This window comes from Kitasatospora sp. NPDC114501 (assembly GCF_055633695.1).
The window spans coordinates 16,280-35,197 of sequence record NZ_JBVKDS010000020.1 but is presented as its reverse complement, the minus strand read 5'-3'; the positions used below and the strand labels follow the sequence as shown (position 1 = coordinate 35,197).

Sequence of the window (18,918 nt, the reverse complement as noted above, 5' to 3'; positions counted from 1 at the left end):
AAGGTCCTCTCTGGGTTCGGTACTTCGATGGAGCAGGAAGTCGGCGGGACCGACTTCCTGCGCGGGGACTTCAGGAGACGGGGTGGCGGTCGCGGTTTCGATCCGGGGCCGCGGCGAGGTCCGGGCGGTGGGGCATCCGCAGGACGGCGACCGCGCCGAGGCCGACGACGGCGATCGCGAGGAGCAGGAGGAGGGGAAGCGCGAGGCCGATCAGGAGTCGCACGGGGCCTCGGCCTTGTCGTAGTGGCGGAGGATCGCGAGGAGGTTGAGCACGGTGCTCGCCGGAGCGGCGCCGAAGCGGACCAGGACACGGCCGTCGACCACCCGGTCCGTGGCCAGGGAGGGCCAGAGGAGGCCGAACTTGCGGCCCCGCGCGCGGAGTTCGCCGAGCAGGGAGGCGACCTCCGGTTCGGTGTAAGTGCGCATGACCGGGTCGGCCGGCCCGGTCGGGCGGCGGTGGTCGGCGGTCACGCGGCGGAGTCCAGCTCGAACCAGCAGGACTTCCCGGACTTCCGGGGCTCCGTACCGAAGCGGTCGGTGAGGGAGCGGACGAGGCGCAGGCCCCGGCCGGAGACTCCGAGGAGGTCGGAGCCGTCGCGCTGGATCGGGAGGATCGGGCTCCCGTCGCTGACGGACACCCGGAGCACGTGGTCGAGCAGGGCGATGACGACGATCGGCGCCGCACTGCCGCCGTGACGCCAGGCGTTGACGAAGAGTTCGAGGAGCGCGACCTCGGCATCGGCGACCAGGTCGGGCTTCCACCCGGCGCGCGCCGTGGCCTCGCGCAACTCCTCGCGCGCGGCCGACCAGTCAGGGGGGAGTTCGTGGGAGAGCACGATGAAACCTCCGCAGGGCTTCGGATGTGACCATCAATCGATCAAACGCGCGATCGAAGCGATGGAATGACGGAAAAACGCAACCGGATCCCAACCCTGATCACTCAGAGCATGCGGTCGGCTACACTCAGCATGACGTGAGGGCCGTCACATGTGCAAGTCGGCTCAACTAATCTGCAAAATCTCATATCGAACCCGAATTCGGTGCCTCTCCCTGTCAGTTGCCGGTAGCGCCCGTGCAATCGGCAAGGGCAGACTGGTCCACCGAGAAGTCAGGAGGGGCATCGCATGGCGGTATCAACCGTTCGCCGTCGTCGGCTGGGCGAGGAGCTGCGAAGGCTCCGCGAGCAAGCGATGATCGCCGCGGACACGGCGGCCGACGCCACCGGCATGAGCCTGGCCAAGCTGAACCGGATCGAGAACGCCCGCACGGCGGCCAAGATCGAGGACGTCAACAAGCTCCTCGACCACTACGGTTGCGACGACGAAGAGTTCCGCGCCAGCTTGATCGCCATCACGAAGGACGGCAGCAAGCGCGGCTGGTGGCTGAGCTATCGCGACGTGATCAACGTGTCAGCAACCGACCTGATCATGCTCGAAACCGAGGCTTCGACCTTCAAGACCTACGAACCCGCTTTCATCCCAGGGCTCTTCCAGACTGCCGAATACGCTCGGCTGGTCATCGATCGGCTCCGGACCACCAACCGCGGCACGGTTGACGATCTGGTACAGGTCCGCATGGCCCGGCAGTCCATCCTGACCCGCCCGAACCCCGTCGAGGTCTGGGCGGTCATCCACGAGGCCACGCTCCGAGCCATCGCAGATCGTCCCGACGTCATGGGCCCACAACTCGACAAGCTGCTCACGCTGAGCCGACTTGCGAACGTCAACATCCAGGTAATGCCTGCGGGTGCGGCCATCCACCCGGGCATGAGCGGAGCGTTCGCCCTGCTCGGATTCCCTCAGCGGAAGGACCTCGACGTGGTCTTCGTCGAAGGCATGCTCGCCGGTTTCTGGATCGAGGACCCGACCGACGTCGAGCTGTACCGGGCGAAGTTCCAGGAGATCACGGCCGAAGCCCTTTCTGTCGGCTCCTCGCTCGAGTTCATCACCGCACAGAGAGAACTGATCAAGTGACCCACTACCCCGACGCCGAGGCGACTGGCTTCACCTTCCGGAAGTCGAGCTACAGCGGCGGCAACGAGAACTGCGTCGAATACGCACTCCTCCCCGAGGCCGTCGCGGTCCGAGACAGCAAGGACCCTTTCGGCCCTGCCTTGGGCTTCGACCGCACGGCCCACGCAGCCTTCATTGCCGCTGTCGGCACCGGGGAATTCGACTTCGGACTCCTCTGACAACTCCTCTTCGAGCGGTGCCTCGCCCTGCCCGGGGCGAGGCACCGCTTCCCGCTCCCTTTCGCCTATATCAGGCCGCGCCGCATGGCGTAGCCCACGGCGTGGGCGCGGTTGCGCAGGCCCAGGCGGGTGATGATCTCGTGCAGCACGTTCTTCACCGTGCGCTCGGAGTACGAGGTCTTGGCGGCTATCTCACTGGTGTCGAAGCCCTCCGCCACCAGCTTCAGCATCTCCGCCTCCCGTGCCGTCAACGTCGAGAGGGTCAGGCCCCGCCCATCGAGCATGGTGCGCTGCAACATCCCGATCCGGTCGAGCAACTCCCCCAGCAGATCACCGGGCATCACGCCCTCTCCGTTGGCCAACGCCGTGATCAGGTGCACCAGCCGGTCCTGGGTGGCCTCCGAGCGGCGCAGCACGGCGCCGACCCCGTGCTCCACGATGGTCTGCAGCCCGCCCGCCTCGAACTGCCCCACCACCAGGCCTATCCGGCCGGAGTTGGCGAGCCGCAGCCGGCGCAGGTGCTCGGTCACCGTGTCGGTCAACGCGTCGACGACCAGCAGGGAGACCTCGGCCCGCCCGGCCTCGCCCTCGTTCAGCAGCTCCACCTCGGGGCGCTGGCGCAGTTGCTGGACCACGCCGGTCTGGAGGATGAGGTCCTCGGCGAAGACCGCGACCCGCACCTGGCCGCGCCTGCCGCGCAGTTGCTCGGGGACGCGCAACGCGGCGGCGGCGGTGCCGGAACGGGGCGCCACCCCGGTCCGGCGCGCGGTGACGACTTCCTCACGGGTTGTATCGGTCGACGTCATCGAACTACTCCATTCTTTCTGAGCCTGCGAGGGTGACGGCCGACTGCCCGCGAGGCGGGGCCGGCCGGGGGAATGTGGGAGCGGTCACGCGCGACGGGGCCGGGCCCGCGGCCGCACCGGGCGGGGTCTCCGGGCGGTCCGTACGGGCAAGGGGTGTGCCCACAGCTTGCCCGTACGGCCCTCTTCTCCGGCGCCGTACGGCCCTACCGTCACGCTATGACCACATCCGCCGAACTCGGCCTGCCCGCACTGACGGTGGCCCCCGGTGGCGTGGCCACCACGACCCTGACGGTACGCAACGACCTCGACATCGTTGAGGCCTACACGTTCGAGGTGGTCGGCGACTGCGCCGCCTGGACGACGGTCGAGCCGGCCCGGGTGTCGCTCTTCCCCGGGACCTCCGAGACGGTGACGATCCGGCTGGCCCCGCCGCGCTCCTCCGCGGCCCGGGCCGGCGAGTTCCCGCTCGGCGTCCGGGTGCTGCCGGTCGAGCGCCCCGACCTGGTGACGGTGCCGGAGACCACGGTCACCGTGACGCCGTTCCACGAGTTGCAGGCCGCGCTCGCCCCGCGCCGTCGGCGGGGCTGGCTGCGCGGGCGCTACCGGGCCTCGGTGCGCAACCAGGGCAACGCTCCCACCACGGTGGCCTTCACGCCCGGACAGGCCGGTGAGGACCTGCGGTTCGGGGTCACGCCGGAGAAGCTGCGGCTGGAGCCCGGTGAGTCCGGGGAGGTGCGGGTGCAGGCACGCACCCGCAAGCTGATCTGGTTCGGCAAGCCGGCGACCTGGCCGTTCGAGGTGACGGTGGGCCCGGAGGAGCGGCCGGACACCAAGGACGGCGCGAACGGCACGAACGACAAGGACGGCACCAACGGCAGGACCGGGAGCAGCGCCCCGGAGGCCGCCGCACCGGCGCCCCAGAAGCCCCTCCTGGACGGCGAGTTCGTCCAGCTGCCGATCTTCCCCACCTGGCTGCTCGCCCTGCTGGCCGCGCTGATCGCGCTGCTGCTGGCCTGGTTCGCGCTGGTCCGCCCGGCGGTGCGCAGTTCCGCGAAGCAGGCCGCCGAACAGGCCGTCGTCGCCCAGCAGAGCGCCACCCCGCTCGCGCCGGCGGCCACTGCGGCCGGTGACGCACCGGGCGCCCCCGCCAACGGGGCCACCCCCGGTGGGCAGACCAAGCCGGGCGCCGGGAAGCCGGCCACCGGCCCGGGCGGCCAGGGTGGTCCGGGCGCGGGCCCGGCGGTGCCGGGGACCGGGGCCCAGTTCTCCGAGACGATCGACGTGCAGACCGCGAACGGCGCGGCCGGGACGGGCAGTTATCCGGTGCCGCACGGCAAGGTCCTCGACATCACCGACATCGTGGTGGCCAACTTCCAGGGCGACCAGGGTGTGGTGACCATCACGGCCGGCAACAAGACGATCACCACCATCGCCTTGGAGACCTTCCGCAACCAGGACTACCACTGGGTGACTCCCATCCAGGTCCCCGAGGACCAGACCGTGACGGCGAACGTGACCTGTGAGGCGCCGGGCACTCCGGCGTCGGGCAAGCAGGCGGCCACGTGCCACGAACTCCTGAACGTCAGCGGGACATTGAGCGACATCCGGCCGGTGAACTGAAGGTTTCCGGCCCGTTCGTCTCCGATTTCCCGCTCCCCCCGCATCTCCCCTCACGTCTCGTGACCATGTCAACACTCGACGGACACTGTTGCATCGTGCACCCGTACGAACAAAGTCGACCCGCGCGCGACATGCCGCGGTCTGTCCTCCGGGGGCAACCGGCCTGGTCCCCGGGGGCAACCGGTTCGCCCCTTCGGACGGTGCGTTTGCCCCGGAACGCAGAACGCCGGTCCCGCCCTGACGGGGCGGGACCGGCGTCGACGTGGCTGCCGGAGGCTCAGAACCAGTGCAGGCAGTGCGGGGTGCGCTCGGCGCGGAACAGGGCGTCGGCGAGGACGGCCGCGCCGGGGCGGTGGGCGCGGACGTGCCCGGCCCGGACGAGCGCGCTCGGGGCGGTGCCGCCGAGGTAGACCGCGCCCAGGTCGCGGACGTCCAGGGAGAGGTCGGGCTCCCGGTCCGTCGGCACGCACTCGGCCTTCCCGTCCCGGACGGTCAGCAGGTACCGGTGGTGCTCGCCGAGGAACGGGTCGTCGACCTCCAGGACCAGCTCGCCGTCCGTGAACCAGCCGCGCGAGGTCAGCGCGCGGGGAACGTCCAGCAGCCGCACCCAGAGCCAGTCGGTCTCCCCGCTCAGCTCGCCGGCCCGGAAGTCCTCGAACTGCCAGCGCAGCGGGTGGCCGGGCGGGTGGTGCCGGAACACGACCCTGGCGGCCAGGTCGTGGCCGAGCAGGAACCGGGCCAGGTCCGTGTAGCCGGCGTCGTCGACGGCGACGGTCTCGTCCACCGTCAGGGCGTCCCCGTCCATCCAGTAGCTGGCGTACCCGTCCGGGGTGCCGTCGGCGTCCCGGTGGACGGCGACGTAACGCGGCGTCGGGGCGGTCGGGACCTGCCCCGCGCCCAGCTCCCACCAGCGGCGCGGCCGGGACAGCGCGCCCGGCTGGACGCGGCGGTAGCGGTCGTAGACCTGCTCGACGATCTCCCCGCACTCGGCCCGCCGCAGCAGCTCGACCGAACCGCCCGCCGGGGCGTCGGCCGCCCGGGGCCCCCGGGGCGCGGCGAACGCCGCCTGGTGGCGCTGCACCGTCAGCCGCTGGGTGTACGTGGCCGGACCGTAGCCGAACCGGCCGTAGATCCCGGCCTCGGAGGCCAGCAGCACGGCGAGGAACTCCCCGCGGGCCCGCAGGTCGGCGAACTGTCGCCGCATCATGGCGGTGAGCACACCCTGGCGCCGGTGGGTGGGCAGGACGCCGACGGCCGTCACCCCGGGGGCCGGGACGACGACCTGCCCGGGCAGGGTGAGCTCGAAGCTGTACGCGCCGGCGGTGCCGACGGGCCGTCCGTCCGCCGTCACGGCCAGCAGGTTGCGGTCCATCTCGGTCGCCGCCCACCAGACCTCGCCGCCGTCCGCGTTCGGGGTGTCCGGGAAGCGCCCCAGCGCGGCGTGGAAGGTGTCGACGAAGGCGCCGAGGTCCTGGTCGGTCGTGGAACGGATCTCCATGTGGTGCTGCTGCCTCCCCGTGTGACGGCCACCGCCTCGCGCGGCGGCCCCCCGAAGTGCACCTTTGCGTCACCCCCCGGTCAAATGAATTACCGGCCCGGCCGCAGCGGTCCGGCCGCGGCCAGGGACCGCGCGAGGGCCGCCCGCGCCACAGGGTGATCACCAGGTCGGCGGCGTTGCGGGCCGCCGCGGATCCGCGGGCGGCGATGCCCGCCCCGATGTCGGCGGCGCGGATGGCGGCGTCGTCGGCGCCCTCCCCCACCATCGCCACCACCCGTCCCGCCTCCCGCGGCGCCTCGACGACCAGCACCTTCTGCTCCGGTGCGACCCGGGCGACCACGTCGCAGTCGCCCAGCGCGGGCCGGCCCGCCGTCCCAGTAGGCGGCGACCACGTCCGACCGCCTCGCCAGCCCCAGGCCCACCCGCCGGGCCGCGCCCTCCACGTCCCGCACCGGGCCGTCGCCGGGCGCAGCGAGAGCCGGATCCGGCTGCCCGTCTGCCAGTGGCCCCGGCCCGCCGCGGCAGCGTTCCCGGCCACCCGGGCCGCCCGCCGGGCGGTGGCGGTCGCGGAGAGCGCCGTACGGGCGCCGGTGCGGACCCCGGCCTCGGCCGTCGCCGCCGCCGCCGCCAGCCGGACGGCGGAGCGGGCGGTCGGCAGCGCGGCGCGGGCCGACCGACGGCAACGGCGCGGCCCGGCACCGCACGGCCGTTTGATCTTCCCCCCGACGGCAACCCGCAGCGGTATGGCGTACCTCGGAGAACCCGTCCCCACCGTTCCGCAGCCCTGGCCGTCCGGCCCCTGCGACCGGTCCGGCCCCTGGCTGACCGCCGCGCCCGGCCCGGCGGACCGGACCCGTGCGGTGCTGTTCGGCCGCGACGGCACGCTCCTCCAGGACGTCTCCTGCAACGGCGACCCCGCCATGGTCCACCCGACGGCGGGCGTCCGCGCCGCCCTCGCGGCGCTGCGCGCGGCCGGCTTCGCACTCGGCGTGCTGAGCAACCAGCCGGCCGTGGCGCGGGGGATGCTCGGCCACGGCCAGGTCGACGCCATCCAGGCCCGGGCCGAACTGCTGCTGGGACCGGTGGACGTGTGGGCGGTCTGCCCGCACGGCTCGCACGACGGCTGCGCCTGCCACATGCCCGACCCCGGCCTCGTGACGGCCGCCTGCCTGGCCCTCGGCCTGCCGCCCGCCCGCGTCACCGTGATCGGCGGCGCCGACTCCGTGATCGCCGCCGCGCTGGCCGCCGGCGCGCACGCGATCCGGGTCCGCGAGGCCGGCCGGCCGCCGCATCCCGCGTGCCCGCCCTGCACCCTCACCGCCTGCCCGTCCGCCGACGGCCCGGCCGAGGCCGCCGCTCTGCTGCTGCGCCACTGACCACGCCCCCAATGGCCCGTGTGAGCGGCCGCACGACGGAAAGACGCCTCACCGGGCCCGGTCCGCAGGCCCGGACACGAACGGAGGACAGCATGAACGGCGAACGGCACGAACGACCGCTGCACGACATGGGGGGCGCGATCGGCCCGGCGGACACCGCCGGGACGGAGCGGGACGAGGAGAGGACCGAGGACCCGGGGCGCCGGCCGTCGCCGATCGGCAAGGGCGGAACGCCCAACGTCGCGGGGAGTGACGTGCAGCAGCCGGAGATCGCCGAGGGCCCGGTACCCGGCGTCCAGCCCGACGAGGAGTACGGCGGCCCGCGACGCCTGCCCACGGACGCCGAGGAGTCCCCGGACGGGCCCGCCCAGAGCACCGCGGCCGCCGGAGCCCCGGCGTCCGCGGAAACGGTGGAACCGCTGGAGGAGCCGGAGGAGCCCGAGCGGGGCCGGCACGACCCCGGCGCCGAACCGGAGGACGAGGGCATCCCCGACCTCCAGGACGGCTCCCCCGCCCGGACGTGGTCGCAGGACCCCCAGGTCCAGCCCGTCCCCGGGGACACGCCGGTGGCCGCCGAGTCCTTCGGCACCACCCCGGCCGAGCAGGCCGAGGGCGAGTCGCTCGACGCCCGGCTCGCCCAGGAGGAACCCGAGACCGACGAACGGACGGCCGTGGCCGGCGTGCCCGAACAGGCCGCCGGACGCCTCGACCCGCCCGACCCGCACAGCGACCTGCGGGCCGACGCACCCGGCGACACCGCGGGCCTGTCGGCCGAGGAGGAGGCCGTGCGGATCCGCTCCGACGGCGGAGCCGAGCCCGGGGACACCGGGGCGGGCCCGGTCCGACGGCGGCCCGACGAGGAACCGGGCATCGAGGCGCCGGAGTCGGTCGAGGGTGCCACCGGGGGCGAGGACGCCGAGGGCGACCGACCGCCGCGGACCTGAGCACCCGCCGGGGCAGCGGTCGCGGGCCCGGCCTCACCGGGCCCGGCCGGTGCCCGGCGTGACCCGCGCGGAAACGGGCAGACGGGACCCGTCAGCGAGCCCCGAGGGGGAAGGAGTCCGCCGTGGTCGATCCGGCGAAGGCGAAGACATCACAGTCCGCACGGGAGGTCGAGCCGGGGGTGGTCGCCACCGACGTCCCCGCCCGCCTGGACCGGCTGCCCTGGTCACACTGGCACTGGCGGATCGTCATCGGCCTGGGCACGGTGTGGATCCTCGACGGCCTGGAGGTGACGATCGTCGGCAACATGGCCGGCCGACTGGCCGAGCAGGGCAGCGGCATCGCCATCAGCACCGCCGAGGTCACCACCGTGGCCGCCGCGCTCTACGTGGCGGGTGCCTGCGCCGGCGCCCTCTTCTTCGGGCGGCTGACCGACCGGCTGGGACGCAGGAAGCTCTTCATGCTCACCCTGGCCGTCTACCTCGCCGCCACCGCCGTCACCGCGCTCTCCTGGACCGCCTGGTTCTTCTTCCTCTGCCGCTTCCTCACCGGGTTCGGCATCGGAGGCGAGTACGCGGCGATCAACTCCGCCATCGACGAACTGATCCCCGCCCGGGTGCGCGGCCGGATCGACCTGATCATCAACGGCAGCTTCTGGCTCGGCGCGGCTCTCGGCGCCTTCGCGTCGATCGCCCTTCTGAACACCGCGTTCTTCGCCACCGACGTCGGCTGGCGGCTGGCCTTCGGCATCGGCGTCGTCCTCGGCCTGGTGATCCTGCTGGTCCGCCGCCACGTCCCGGAGAGCCCCCGCTGGTTGTTCACCCACGGGCGGGCCGGGGAGGCCGAGGAGATCGTGGCGCAGGCCGAGCGGACGGTGGAACGCCAGACCGGCCGGAAGCTGCCGCCCGTCGACGAGGAGCCCGTCCTCATCCGCGAACGCGCGCCCCTGGGCTTCCTCTCGATCGCCCGTACCGTGGTCAGCCGCTACCCGAAGCGCACCGTGCTCGGGCTCGCGCTGTTCATCGGCCAGGCCTTCCTCTACAACGCGGTGACCTTCGGTTACGCCACCGTCCTCACCACGTTCTTCGCCGTCCCCGAGGGCGACACCGGCTACTACTTCGCCGTCATCGCCGTCGGCAACTTCCTCGGCCCCCTCCTGCTCGGCCACCTCTTCGACAGCGTCGGCCGCAAGCCGATGATCGCCGGCTGCTACATCGGTTCCGGCGTGCTGCTGTTCGGCACCGCCTACCTCTTCCAGCGGGGCTCGCTCTCCGCCGACACCATGACCGCCTGCTGGACGATCGTGCTGTTCCTCGCCTCGGCCGGCGCGAGCGCGGCCTACCTGACCGTGAGCGAGATCTTCCCGCTGGAGACCCGCGCCCTGTGCATCGCCTTCTTCTACGCGGTCGGCACCGCCGTCGGCGGGATCAGCGGCCCGCTGCTCTTCAACGGCCTGGTCAGCAGCGGCAGGGCCGCCGACACGACCCTCGCCTTCTGCATCGGCGCCGCCCTGATGACGGCCGCGGGCCTCGTCGAGGCCGCCATCGGCGTCAAGGCCGAACGGCGCAGCCTGGAATCGCTGGCCACCCCGCTCAGCGCCGTCCGCGACGACGGCTTGACCGCTACCGGTACGAGGACGCCATCGGTGCCTGATTCCCGCGCGTGACGGCCGCTCCTCTGCGGCAGTGGGGCGCTGGACGGGACGGTCGAACCCGTTCCGCCGGTGGGGCGGCGGAACGGGCGGTCGGTGCGGGATCAGGGCAGCGGGGCACCGCGGGCGCTGATCCACAGGTCGTACCACTCCTCGTGGGTGAGTTCGGGTTCGCGCAGCACGGCGTCACGGCAGGCCGTGATGCGTTCGGGCCGCGTGGTCCCGATGACCGGTGCGATGCCGGCCGGGTGACGCCGGAGCCACCAGAGGAGGATCGTCTCCGGTGTCGTGCCCTTCTTCGCGGCGAGGGCGCGGACGAGGTCGCCGGTCGGCGTCGGCCCGCCGCTGGTGAAGCGACCACGGGCCAGGGCGCCCCAGGCCTGGAGGCCGATTCCGTTGGCGGAGCAGTACTCGACCGTTCCGTGCGGGAATCCGTTCCCGGCGGAGGCCTCGGTGTTGACCAGTACGCCGTCCTCGACCCAGGCGCGGTGGCCCAGGCTCATCTCCAGCTGATTGACGACCAGGGGGACGTCGAGCTCCGCCCGGAGCCGGGCGATCTGCGCGGCGCTCATGTTGGACACGCCGAACCGCCGCACCAGACCCTGCCGGTGCAGCGAGCCGAGGGCTTCGGCGATCTCCTCGGGACGGGCCAGCGGATCGGGTCGGTGCAGCAGCAGCACGTCGAGCGTGTCGGTGCGCAGCCGGGCGAGGCTCGCCTCCACCCGCCGTACGATGGTCGGCCCCCGGAGGTCGTACAGGCCGGGCCGCTCCCCGTCGGGGAGCCGGATGCCGCACTTGCTCTGCAGGGTGATGCGCGCCCGCAGTCCGGGGGATGCCGACAGCAACTCGCCGAAGACCGCTTCGGACTTGCCGCGCCGGTAGATGTCCGCGTGGTCGAACGCGGTGATCCCGGCGTCGAGCGCGGCTTCCACCGCGGTCTCGGCATGGCCGACGTCCGCCGCCGTGTACGCGCTGTCGTCCCAGCTGCCGCCCAGCCCCATGCACCCGTACAGGGCCCGGTCGGCGCCGGCGGCCGGGCCCGTCACGCCGCCTCCCGGACGAGGTCCGCCAGCATCTCCGCGACGGCGAGCACCGGCAGTTGGGTGTTGGCCGCCGGGACGGTCGGCAGGATGGAGGCGTCGACGACCCGCAGGTTGGACACGCCCCGGACGCGGGCCTCGCCGTCGACCACGGCCCGCGGGTCCTCGGGCGCGCCCATGGCGCAGGTGCCCACGGGGTGCCAGTAGGTGCCGAGGCGGGCACGCAGCTCCTGATCCGACAGGTCCCGGGCCGGGTGGCCCTGGACGGGACCGGCCAGCGGCGCCAGCGCCGTCGTCGCGGCCATCCGTTCGACGATCTCCAGGCCCGAGCGGAGGACGGCGAGGTCGCGGCCGCCCTCGTCGGAGAGGAAGCCGGGGTCGATCTCCGGCGCCGCCGTGTGGTCGGAGGACACGAGCCGCACGGTGCCCCGCGAGGCCGGCTTCATCACGAAGGCGGAGACGCCCGCCTCGTACCGGCCCTGCGGGAGCCTTCCGAACAGCGGCGGACCGGCCACCGGCAGGATGTGGAGGTCCCAGGAGCCGTCCGGGCAGAGCCCGCTGGCCGCTCTGACCAGCATCCTGCTGACGTACAGGTCACCGGCGGCCTCCTTGGCGGCGAGCGCCGCGTTCAGCTCGTCCGTCGGGGCCAGCGGCACGAACACGCCGGGTTGGTCGACGAGGTTCGACCCGACTCCGGGCAGGTCGATCTCGGGTCGGACGCCGACCTCCAGCAGGTGGGCCGCGGGACCGATCCCGCTGCGCATCAGGACGGCGGGCGAGCCGAAGGTGCCGCAGGCCAGGAGGTAGCTGTCGGCGTGCAGCGTCTCGCGCCGGCCGTCCACCTCGATCGACACGCCCCGGACGCGGCCGTCGCGCAGGTCCAGCCGGTCCACCGCGGCGTCTGCGACGACGGTGAGGTTGGGCCGTGAGCGCGCCGCGTCCAGGTAGGCGAAGGCCGCGTTGTGGCGGACGCCGTCGAAGGCGTTGAGCAGCGGGGTGCCGTACCCTGGCCCGCCGGGGGTGCCCATGTCCACCTCCCGGAAGCCGACCTCGGCGGCGGCCGCCAGGGCGGCCCGGCTCCACTGCGAGAACTCGTGCTCCGGTACGCGGCGCAGGCCCATCCGTTCCACCGCCCCGAGGCGGTACGGCTCCATCGCCGACGCCGTCCAGCGCGGGCCTCCGAGCCGGGCCCACTCGGCGTGGTCCGCCTCGGATCCCCAGGTGTTCCAGCAGCCGTTGATGCAGGACGAACCGCCGAGCAGTCGGGCACGGATGCGGTGGGCCGGCGCGTGGCGCTCCCACACCTCCTCGCGCGGCAACGCACGGGCGTTCAGCACCCCGGCCGGCCATCCCGACCGCTCGGGGCCGAAGTCCGGTCCGGCCTCCACCACGCACACGGTGCGGTCCGGGTCCTCGCTCAACCGGGCCGCCAGCACACAGCCGGCCACACCGCCGCCGAGGACGAGCACGTCGTAGCCGGCGGACGGGCCCGTCATGCGTTCCCCTCCGCCGTCGGCGTGTCCAGTTCGGCGACGCGGGCGAGGAGCTCGTCGCGGGCGATGGAGTCGGTTCCGGTCGCCGGCACGGTGCAGGCGAACGCTCCGGCGATCGCGCCGTAACGGGCGCACCGCGCGACCGGTTCGCCGGCCAGCCAACCGAACAGGAAGCCCGACGCGAAGGCGTCACCGGCGCCGTTGGAGTCGACCACCGGGGCGGGCGGCGGGACGACGGGGACGTGGGTGACGTCCCCGTCGGACAGCAGGTACGCGCCCTCGGCGCCGGCCGTGGCGACGACCACCCGGGCGCGGCCCCGTTCGGCGATCCGCCGCATGGTCCGCTCCGGCTCCGCGAGGGCGGTGGTGGAGAGGAAGACGACGTCGGCCTCGTACGCGAACGGCTCGTGGTAGGCGTTCGTGCCGTCCCAGTTGTGCAGGTCGGTGGAGACGGTCACACCGGCCTCGCGCAGCTGCGGCAGCGCGAACGCGCAGGGGTAGGTGATCGACACGTGGGCGTGGCGGCTCACCGAGGCCAGCGCCCGGACGGTCTCCTCGGGCAGCCGGTCCGCCTCGTCCGAGCGGGTGTCGTCGTAGAGGGACAGGCGTCGTCCGTCGGGGCCGACCAGGTTGACGGCGCGCTTGGTGCCGCCGGGCAGCGGGACCTCGGTCAGCGGGACGCCCCGGTCGCGGTGCAGGGCCCGGACGAGGTCGCCGGGGTGGTCCGCGCCGATCATGTCCAGGTGGTGGACGCGCAGGCCCAGCGCGCTGAGCCCGAGCGCGACGAAGTCGCCGGTCTGACCCGCCCGCATCTCGACCCTCGGCACCATGTAGCTGTCGGCGAAGGGCAGCGGAAGCTCGGGCACGTACACGATCGTGTCGACACCGGCGCCTCCCAGAACGAGGACGTCCGTCTCAGTGTTCATCGATGTTCCTCTCGGGCCTGGGACCTGGCGGCGACGACCGAGGCCCCGGTCGGCTCGGCCCGCAGGTGTGACCGGCCGTCAACCGGCAGTGGTGGAAAGGGAGTCAAGCAGGCACGACGAGCCATGGCAAGATGTTGCAGAATCTTTCAGAAACTATTTGCCGACTCCTGCGGCAAGCCGCCGTCCTGCGGTACCACGTCGGTGGCGCCCCGGTCGGAGAGGTCCCGGTAGAGCTCCGCGACGACACGGGGGCCCGGCCGTCCGGTCAGCTCCTCCAGGGTCAGCGGGTGGCCCTCCGGATCGGCGATCGGCAGCCGCCAGTTGGGATATTCGTCGACCGTGCCGGGCAGGTTCTGCGGACGGCGGTCCCCGACGGTGTCGGGCAGCCAGACGCCGAGCAGCTTGGCCGGGGTGAGTGCCAGGAACCGGTGGAGACCGAGCGCCTCCCGGCCCGGCACGCCCTCGGTTCGTGGCCCGAGGGCATCGACCCGCTCCAACTCCCGCATCCAGCCGTCCCGTTCGGCCTGCGCCGCAGCCGCGACCCGCTCCACCGGTTCGGCGAGCAGGCCGAGCCTCTCGTGCAGGTCCACGTGCTCGCCTTCGAGCCAGGCGGCGGTGCTGGGCAGGTCGTGCGTGGTCAGGGTGGCGAGGCAGTCACTGCGCCACCCCTCGGGCGGAAGCGGTCCCGAGCGCTGTTCCGATCCGCCGACGTACTCGAAACGGAGGACCGAGGTCCCGAGGATTCCCCGGTCGGCCAGCTCCTCCCGGACGCCCGGCTCGACCGTGCCCAGGTCCTCGCCGATCACGAGGCTGCCGGCCCGGTGCGCCTCCAGGGCGAGCACCCCGAGCATCGCCTCGTGGTCGTACCGGACGTAGGCGCCCTCGGAGGCCCGGGCCCCGGCGGGCACCCACCAGAGTCGGAACAATCCCATGATGTGGTCCAGCCGCAGCGCACCGGAGCGTCGCAGCGTCCCGCGCAGCACCTCGGCGAACGGCGCGTAGCCGGCATCGGCCAGCGTGTCGGGCCGCCAGGGCGGCAGCCCCCAGTCCTGGCCGTGCGGGTTGAAGTCATCGGCCGGGCACCCGACCGTCATGCCCTCGGCGAGGTAGCGCTGGAGGCTCCAGGCGTCCGCGCCCTCGGGGTCGACGCCGACCGCCAGGTCGTGCATCAGCCCGATGGCCATGCCGGCCCCGGTGGCCGCCCGCTGCGCCGCTCCGAGTTGTTCGTCGACCAGCCAGGTGACCTTGCGGTGGAACTCGACGCGGTCGGCCAGTTCCCGACGGGCCGCGGCGGTGCCGGGCCCGTCGGGATCGCGCAGCGCCACGGGCCAGGAGCGCCACCGGGTGCCGTGCTCCTCGGCGAGGGCGCACCAGGTCGCGAAATCGGTCAGCCCGCGCCCCTCGGCCTCGGCGTACCTGCGGTAGGCCGCCTGCCGAACGGGGTCGAGCGGGACCCGGTGGAGGAGTTCCAGGGCCCGGAGCTTGAGGTCGCGGACCGCGACCCGGTCGATCAGCCCACCGGTGAGCACGTTCTCGCGGAGGGCGTCGGCTCGCGCGGCCAGCTCCGCGACGACGGCCCGGGCCACCGGTGGCAGGGCCGCGAACTCGGGCACCGCCTCGATCCTCAGGTTCGTCGGGTCCGGGTAGCGCCGGCTGCTCGGCCGGTACGGCGACGGGTCCGGCAGCGGCCCGGGCACGTACGCGTGGAGCGGGTTGAGCTGGATGAAGTCGGCGCCGAGGCCGCCGGCCCAACGGCCCAGCTCGGCCAGGTCGCCGAGGTCGCCCATGCCCCAGGAGCGCTCGGAGAGCACCGAGTACAACTGGACCAGGAAGCCCCAGCCCCGCCTGGAGGGGCCCGCCAGCCGGGTGGGTGCGACCAGCAGTGGAACGGTCTCGCTGCGGCCGGCCCGCTCGGCGTGCAGGACATGGCGGCCCACCGGAAGCTCGGCCGGTTCCTTCTCCAGGTCGCGCAGCGGCCGGGTCCGACCGTCCTCGGTCTCGACCAGCAGTTCGACGCCGGGTGCCACCGGCAGGTCGGTGCGCGGCCGTCCGGAGCGGACCACGACGCTGGGCGGCAACAGCCGCTCGGCCAGGGCGTTCCGGCGCTCGGCCAGCGCCGCCCGGACCGCGCCGTCGGAGCCCGCGTCGACGCCCAGGGCGGCGAGCACGGCGCGCAGGGTCTCGGGCGGGGTCTGGACCCGTTGGCCCAGGTCGGTGGTCCAGTGGGTGGCGACGCGGTGGAGTTCGGCCAGTTCGGCCAGTTGACGGTCGGACGGCATCGGTCGGGGTCTCCGGTCGTTCGGCGGTGGGCGGGTCGGGGGCCGTTCGCACGGCGGCGGGTCCGTCAGGAGCTCAGCCGTACGGCGGCTCGTAGGGCGGCGGGCGGGAAGAGGCGTTCGAGCACCACCGCGACACCGTCCTCCTCGTTGCTGGGGGCCGTCTCGTCCGCACACCGGCGCAGTTCGGCGTGGGCGTTGCCCATGGCGACACCGTGACCGGCCCATCGGAGCATCGGGATGTCGTTCGGCATGTCCCCGAACGCGATGGTGTCGGCGGACTCGAAGCCCAGCAGGGCCGCCGCGGCGGCCAACCCGCTCGCCTTGCTGATCCCGGCCGGGAGCAGTTCCACCAGCCCTTCGCCGGAGTGGGTGACGGCGACCTCCTCCGCGCAGACCCGGCGGGCGAGGGCGGCGAGTTCGTCGTCTCCCAGCGCCTCGTGCCGGATCAGCACCTTGTCCACGGGGTGCTCCCAGAGGTCGGACGGCCGTTCGGCGAGCCGCCAGCCGTGCCGCACCCGGCCCTCGAAGCCTGGCGTGACGATGAATTCGCCGGCCAGGCCGGCGGTCACCACGGCGAGCTTCAACGGCCCGGCCTCATCGGCGATCCGGCCGACCAGCGCCCGCACGGCGGGACCGTGCAGGCTCGCCGAGGACAGCAGCCGGTCGGCGCCGACGTCGTAGAGCTGAGCGCCCTGGCCGCACACCGCCAGGCCCCGGTAGTCGAGTCGTTCCAGCAGGCTGCGGCAGCCGGCAGCGGCCCGGCCGGTCACCACCAGGTGGCGCGCACCGGCCGCTTCGGCCCGCGCGAGCGCGGCCCGGGTGCGGGCGGAGACGGTGAGGTCGCGCCGGAACAGCGTGCCGTCCAGGTCGGTGGCCACGACCGCGAAGGAGGGTGGACGGTCACGGGTGGGTGCGGTCATCGGTCAGTCCCTCTCCGGGCCGACGCCGACGGGCAGCGCGGCCCGGCAGGCGTCGAGCGACAGCTCGTCCCAGACGGAGCGGCCGTCGCGCAGCCGCAGCAGGAAGACCAGCGGCCCGGTCGGCTCCTGCGCCAGTGCGGTCTCGAAGAGCCCGCCGGTCCCGGTCAGTGCGTGCTCGCCGGTCGGCAGCACGAGCAGCACGCTCTCGGCGTGCGGCAGCCGGTACACGATCCGAAGCCCTCCGTCGGTCGGCTCGGCCAGGCAGCGCCCGGCCAGCAGGGCGCTCGTCTCCTGGTCGTCCAGGAGGCTCGCGAGCTCGGCGCAGCGCGCGAAGTCGGCCCTGGCGTACGCGGCGGCGAGCAGTCGCCGCAGCCCGGCCCGGTCCACCGACGGCACGCATCTGCGGTAGGCCGCCAGGTCGCCGCGCAGCAGGGCGGCCTCGGCTATCTCGCGCCGGTGGGTGACCCAGTCCGTCTCGGCCAGTTCCTCGAACCAGCCGTATCCGGCGGCCCGTTCGGGCGTCAGCCCGGGGAGGACCCCCGCGGCGGCGGCGGCGAACGTCGCCAACCGGGTGGTGGCCGCCTTGCGCCAGGTGAAACGGCGGGCGAGGGCGCGTGAGTTGTCGGACAGCCGACGGTACTCGGCCGGGTCCTCGCGGTGGATCCGCGCGGCCTCCCTGATGCGCTCCGCCAGAGCGGCGGCGAGCAGCGGATCGTCCTCGGTGAACGAGCGGGGGACGGCGAAGCCGGTCGCGTCCGGGTGTTCGCGTGGCAGCTGGTGGCGGTAGTGGGTGGTGACCTCCTGCGCGGTCCCGATCGGCACCGTGCCGCAGGCCATCAGCTGGCCCTGCGCGATCAGGAACGAGTCCAGTTCGAACTTGGACGGGAAGAGGCAGAAGTCCGCGGCCACCGCCTCCTGGTAGAGCACGTCCTCGCCCACCATCGCCCATTCCAGCCGGACCCGCCCGGCGTGGCGGTCGGCGACCTCCTGGAAGTACGGGTCGCCGACGGCACTGACCACGCCGTCCCCGCCGGCCGCGACGGCGCAGCGCACGACGAAGTTGGCGTCCGGGTCGTCGGCGAGCACCGCGTCGATCGCCCGGAACAGCTCGGTCTGGCCTTTGTGGTGCACGGAGAACCGGGCCACGTGGTAGAAGGTCGGCAGCGCCGGATCCAGTCCGAGCCCGGTGAGCACCCGTGTCCGGTCGACCTCGGCCGGATCGCGGGCCAGCCAGCCGTCGGGCACGGCACAGCCGCCGACGAAGTGACGGGCCGCCGACCGTCGGACGATCCGCGCGACGGTCAGGTCCTGGAAGGCGCGCTCGAATGGCGTGTCCCGGAACGCGGAGTAGAAGTCCAGCTGGCCCGGGGTGAGGAAGTCGAGCAGGTCGCAGTCGGCCGCGATCAGGGCGAAGTAGCCGATGCCGTCCGCCGTCGGGCGGTCGGCCAGGTGCGTGCTCGGCAACGCGGCGGCCATGGCGCCGGCCAGGGCACCTCGGCTCGGCGGGTCCGCGAGGGCGTCCAGGTCGGCCTCCGCCTCGAACAGCTCCAGCAGCCTTTCCAGCTGGGGCCGGTGGATCCGCTGGTCGATCGGCATGTTGCTGGCCAGCGTGCTGACCACCAGGAAGCGCGGGTCGCCGCGCAGCACCGGCGGCAGCAGGTAGTGGTAGTACGGCTCGTAGGCCTGGAGCACCGCGGGTTCCGCGCCCAGGTCGAGGCCGGTGCGCAGGAACCGCAGGCCGGACACCTGGAACACGAGCGGCTTGAAGAAGGCCAGGTCCCGGCCCTCGCTCGCACGAGCCGGGTAGATGCGTTCGGGGAGCAGGTCGAGGTACTCGTCGGACAGGAAGTAGATGTCGACGCCCTCGTGCCGGAGCAGGTGGGCTCGGGTGGTGAGCCGCAGTTCGAGCTCCGCGGGGTGTCCGGCCCAGACGTCGCGGTCGAGCACCAGCGGTACGGTGTGCCGGTCGAGGTACTCCAGTTCCGTCAGCTCGTAGTGGGCCCGGAGGTGGTCGAGGCAGCCGTGCGCCGGCGTGATCACGGAGACGCGGTGCCCCTGGTCGGCGAACTCGCGGGCGAGGTTCCACACCAGCGAGGCGAGGCCGCCGCGCATGAGTCGGACGTCGAAGCCCACGCTCTCGAAGGCGAATTTGACGATGTGCACCGTCGGGTCCTCT

The 18,918-nt window shown here is 73.4% G+C and carries 17 protein-coding genes; 6 read left to right on the top strand and 11 right to left on the bottom strand.

What is annotated here, in order from left to right; all coding sequences use genetic code 11:
* Nucleotides 1-70: 70 nt before the first annotated feature.
* Genes ACZ7RU_RS31815 through ACZ7RU_RS31805 form a run of 3 tightly spaced genes read right to left on the bottom strand, consistent with a single transcriptional unit; the run spans nt 71 to nt 836 of the window.
* On the bottom strand, nt 71-223 hold the full coding sequence (locus tag ACZ7RU_RS31815) for a hypothetical protein (RefSeq protein WP_470344435.1): 153 nt from the start codon (nt 221-223) through the stop codon (nt 71-73).
* Nucleotides 211-471, bottom strand: a complete 261-nt coding sequence (locus ACZ7RU_RS31810; protein WP_470344434.1) for a hypothetical protein — start codon at nt 469-471, stop codon at nt 211-213. The genes ACZ7RU_RS31815 and ACZ7RU_RS31810 overlap by 13 nt, the downstream gene beginning before the upstream one ends.
* Nucleotides 468-836, bottom strand: a complete 369-nt coding sequence (locus ACZ7RU_RS31805; RefSeq protein WP_470344433.1) for an ATP-binding protein — start codon at nt 834-836, stop codon at nt 468-470. Before ACZ7RU_RS31805 ends, ACZ7RU_RS31810 begins: the two co-directional genes overlap by 4 nt.
* Nucleotides 837-1,124: 288 nt before the next feature.
* On the opposite strand from ACZ7RU_RS31805, the gene ACZ7RU_RS31800 reads away from it, so the two are divergent.
* Complete coding sequence (locus tag ACZ7RU_RS31800) at nt 1,125-1,973, top strand: helix-turn-helix domain-containing protein (RefSeq protein ID WP_470344432.1); 849 nt, start codon at nt 1,125-1,127, stop codon at nt 1,971-1,973.
* The gene (locus ACZ7RU_RS31795) at nt 1,970-2,191 is read left to right on the top strand and encodes a DUF397 domain-containing protein (protein WP_470344431.1); all 222 of its coding nucleotides are present in this window, start codon (nt 1,970-1,972) and stop codon (nt 2,189-2,191) included. The genes ACZ7RU_RS31800 and ACZ7RU_RS31795 overlap by 4 nt, the downstream gene beginning before the upstream one ends.
* 65 nt (nt 2,192-2,256) lie before the next feature.
* Here ACZ7RU_RS31795 and ACZ7RU_RS31790 read toward each other — a convergent pair whose 3' ends face one another.
* Nucleotides 2,257-2,997, bottom strand: a complete 741-nt coding sequence (locus ACZ7RU_RS31790) for a helix-turn-helix transcriptional regulator (RefSeq protein WP_470344430.1) — start codon at nt 2,995-2,997, stop codon at nt 2,257-2,259.
* Between the two features lie 216 nt (nt 2,998-3,213).
* On the opposite strand from ACZ7RU_RS31790, the gene ACZ7RU_RS31785 reads away from it, so the two are divergent.
* Complete coding sequence (locus tag ACZ7RU_RS31785; protein WP_470344429.1) at nt 3,214-4,617, top strand: COG1470 family protein; 1,404 nt, start codon at nt 3,214-3,216, stop codon at nt 4,615-4,617.
* A gap of 277 nt (nt 4,618-4,894) precedes the next feature.
* Here the strand turns inward: ACZ7RU_RS31785 and ACZ7RU_RS31780 are convergent, their stop codons facing one another.
* Nucleotides 4,895-6,115, bottom strand: coding sequence for a GNAT family N-acetyltransferase (locus ACZ7RU_RS31780; protein ID WP_470344428.1), 1,221 nt, complete (start codon nt 6,113-6,115; stop codon nt 4,895-4,897).
* A 206-nt stretch (nt 6,116-6,321) separates the two neighbouring features.
* Between ACZ7RU_RS31780 and ACZ7RU_RS31775 the strand changes: the two genes are divergently transcribed.
* The 3 genes from ACZ7RU_RS31775 to ACZ7RU_RS31765 all read left to right on the top strand — a co-directional run bounded on the left by ACZ7RU_RS31775 (nt 6,322) and on the right by ACZ7RU_RS31765 (nt 10,099).
* Entirely contained in the window at nt 6,322-7,491 is a 1,170-nt protein-coding gene (locus ACZ7RU_RS31775) for an HAD-IIIA family hydrolase (protein WP_470344427.1), read from the top strand.
* Nucleotides 7,492-7,583: 92 nt separating this feature from the next.
* Nucleotides 7,584-8,435, top strand: a complete 852-nt coding sequence (locus tag ACZ7RU_RS31770; protein ID WP_470344426.1) for a hypothetical protein — start codon at nt 7,584-7,586, stop codon at nt 8,433-8,435.
* Between the two features lie 122 nt (nt 8,436-8,557).
* A complete protein-coding gene (locus ACZ7RU_RS31765; protein WP_470344425.1) occupies nt 8,558-10,099 on the top strand; it encodes an MFS transporter in 1,542 nt (513 codons plus the stop codon).
* A gap of 89 nt (nt 10,100-10,188) precedes the next feature.
* On the opposite strand, the gene ACZ7RU_RS31760 is transcribed toward ACZ7RU_RS31765, so the two are convergent.
* From ACZ7RU_RS31760 to ACZ7RU_RS31735, 6 genes are all read right to left on the bottom strand, one after another.
* Nucleotides 10,189-11,085 (bottom strand): aldo/keto reductase, encoded by an 897-nt coding sequence (locus ACZ7RU_RS31760; RefSeq protein ID WP_470344549.1) that lies wholly within the window; start codon nt 11,083-11,085, stop codon nt 10,189-10,191.
* Nucleotides 11,086-11,126: 41 nt separating this feature from the next.
* Entirely contained in the window at nt 11,127-12,620 is a 1,494-nt protein-coding gene (locus ACZ7RU_RS31755; RefSeq protein ID WP_470344424.1) for a GMC family oxidoreductase, read from the bottom strand.
* Nucleotides 12,617-13,543, bottom strand: coding sequence for an adenosine kinase (locus ACZ7RU_RS31750; RefSeq protein ID WP_470344423.1), 927 nt, complete (start codon nt 13,541-13,543; stop codon nt 12,617-12,619). The genes ACZ7RU_RS31755 and ACZ7RU_RS31750 overlap by 4 nt, the downstream gene beginning before the upstream one ends.
* Nucleotides 13,544-13,689: 146 nt before the next feature.
* Entirely contained in the window at nt 13,690-15,822 is a 2,133-nt protein-coding gene (malQ, locus tag ACZ7RU_RS31745) for a 4-alpha-glucanotransferase (protein WP_470344422.1), read from the bottom strand.
* A gap of 65 nt (nt 15,823-15,887) precedes the next feature.
* Entirely contained in the window at nt 15,888-16,742 is an 855-nt protein-coding gene (locus tag ACZ7RU_RS31740; RefSeq protein WP_470344421.1) for an HAD family hydrolase, read from the bottom strand.
* Nucleotides 16,743-16,745: 3 nt separating this feature from the next.
* Nucleotides 16,746-18,905: a glycogen/starch synthase gene (locus ACZ7RU_RS31735; RefSeq protein ID WP_470344420.1), complete on the bottom strand. Its 2,160-nt coding sequence runs from the start codon at nt 18,903-18,905 to the stop codon at nt 16,746-16,748.
* Between the last annotated feature and the right edge of the window lie 13 nt (nt 18,906-18,918).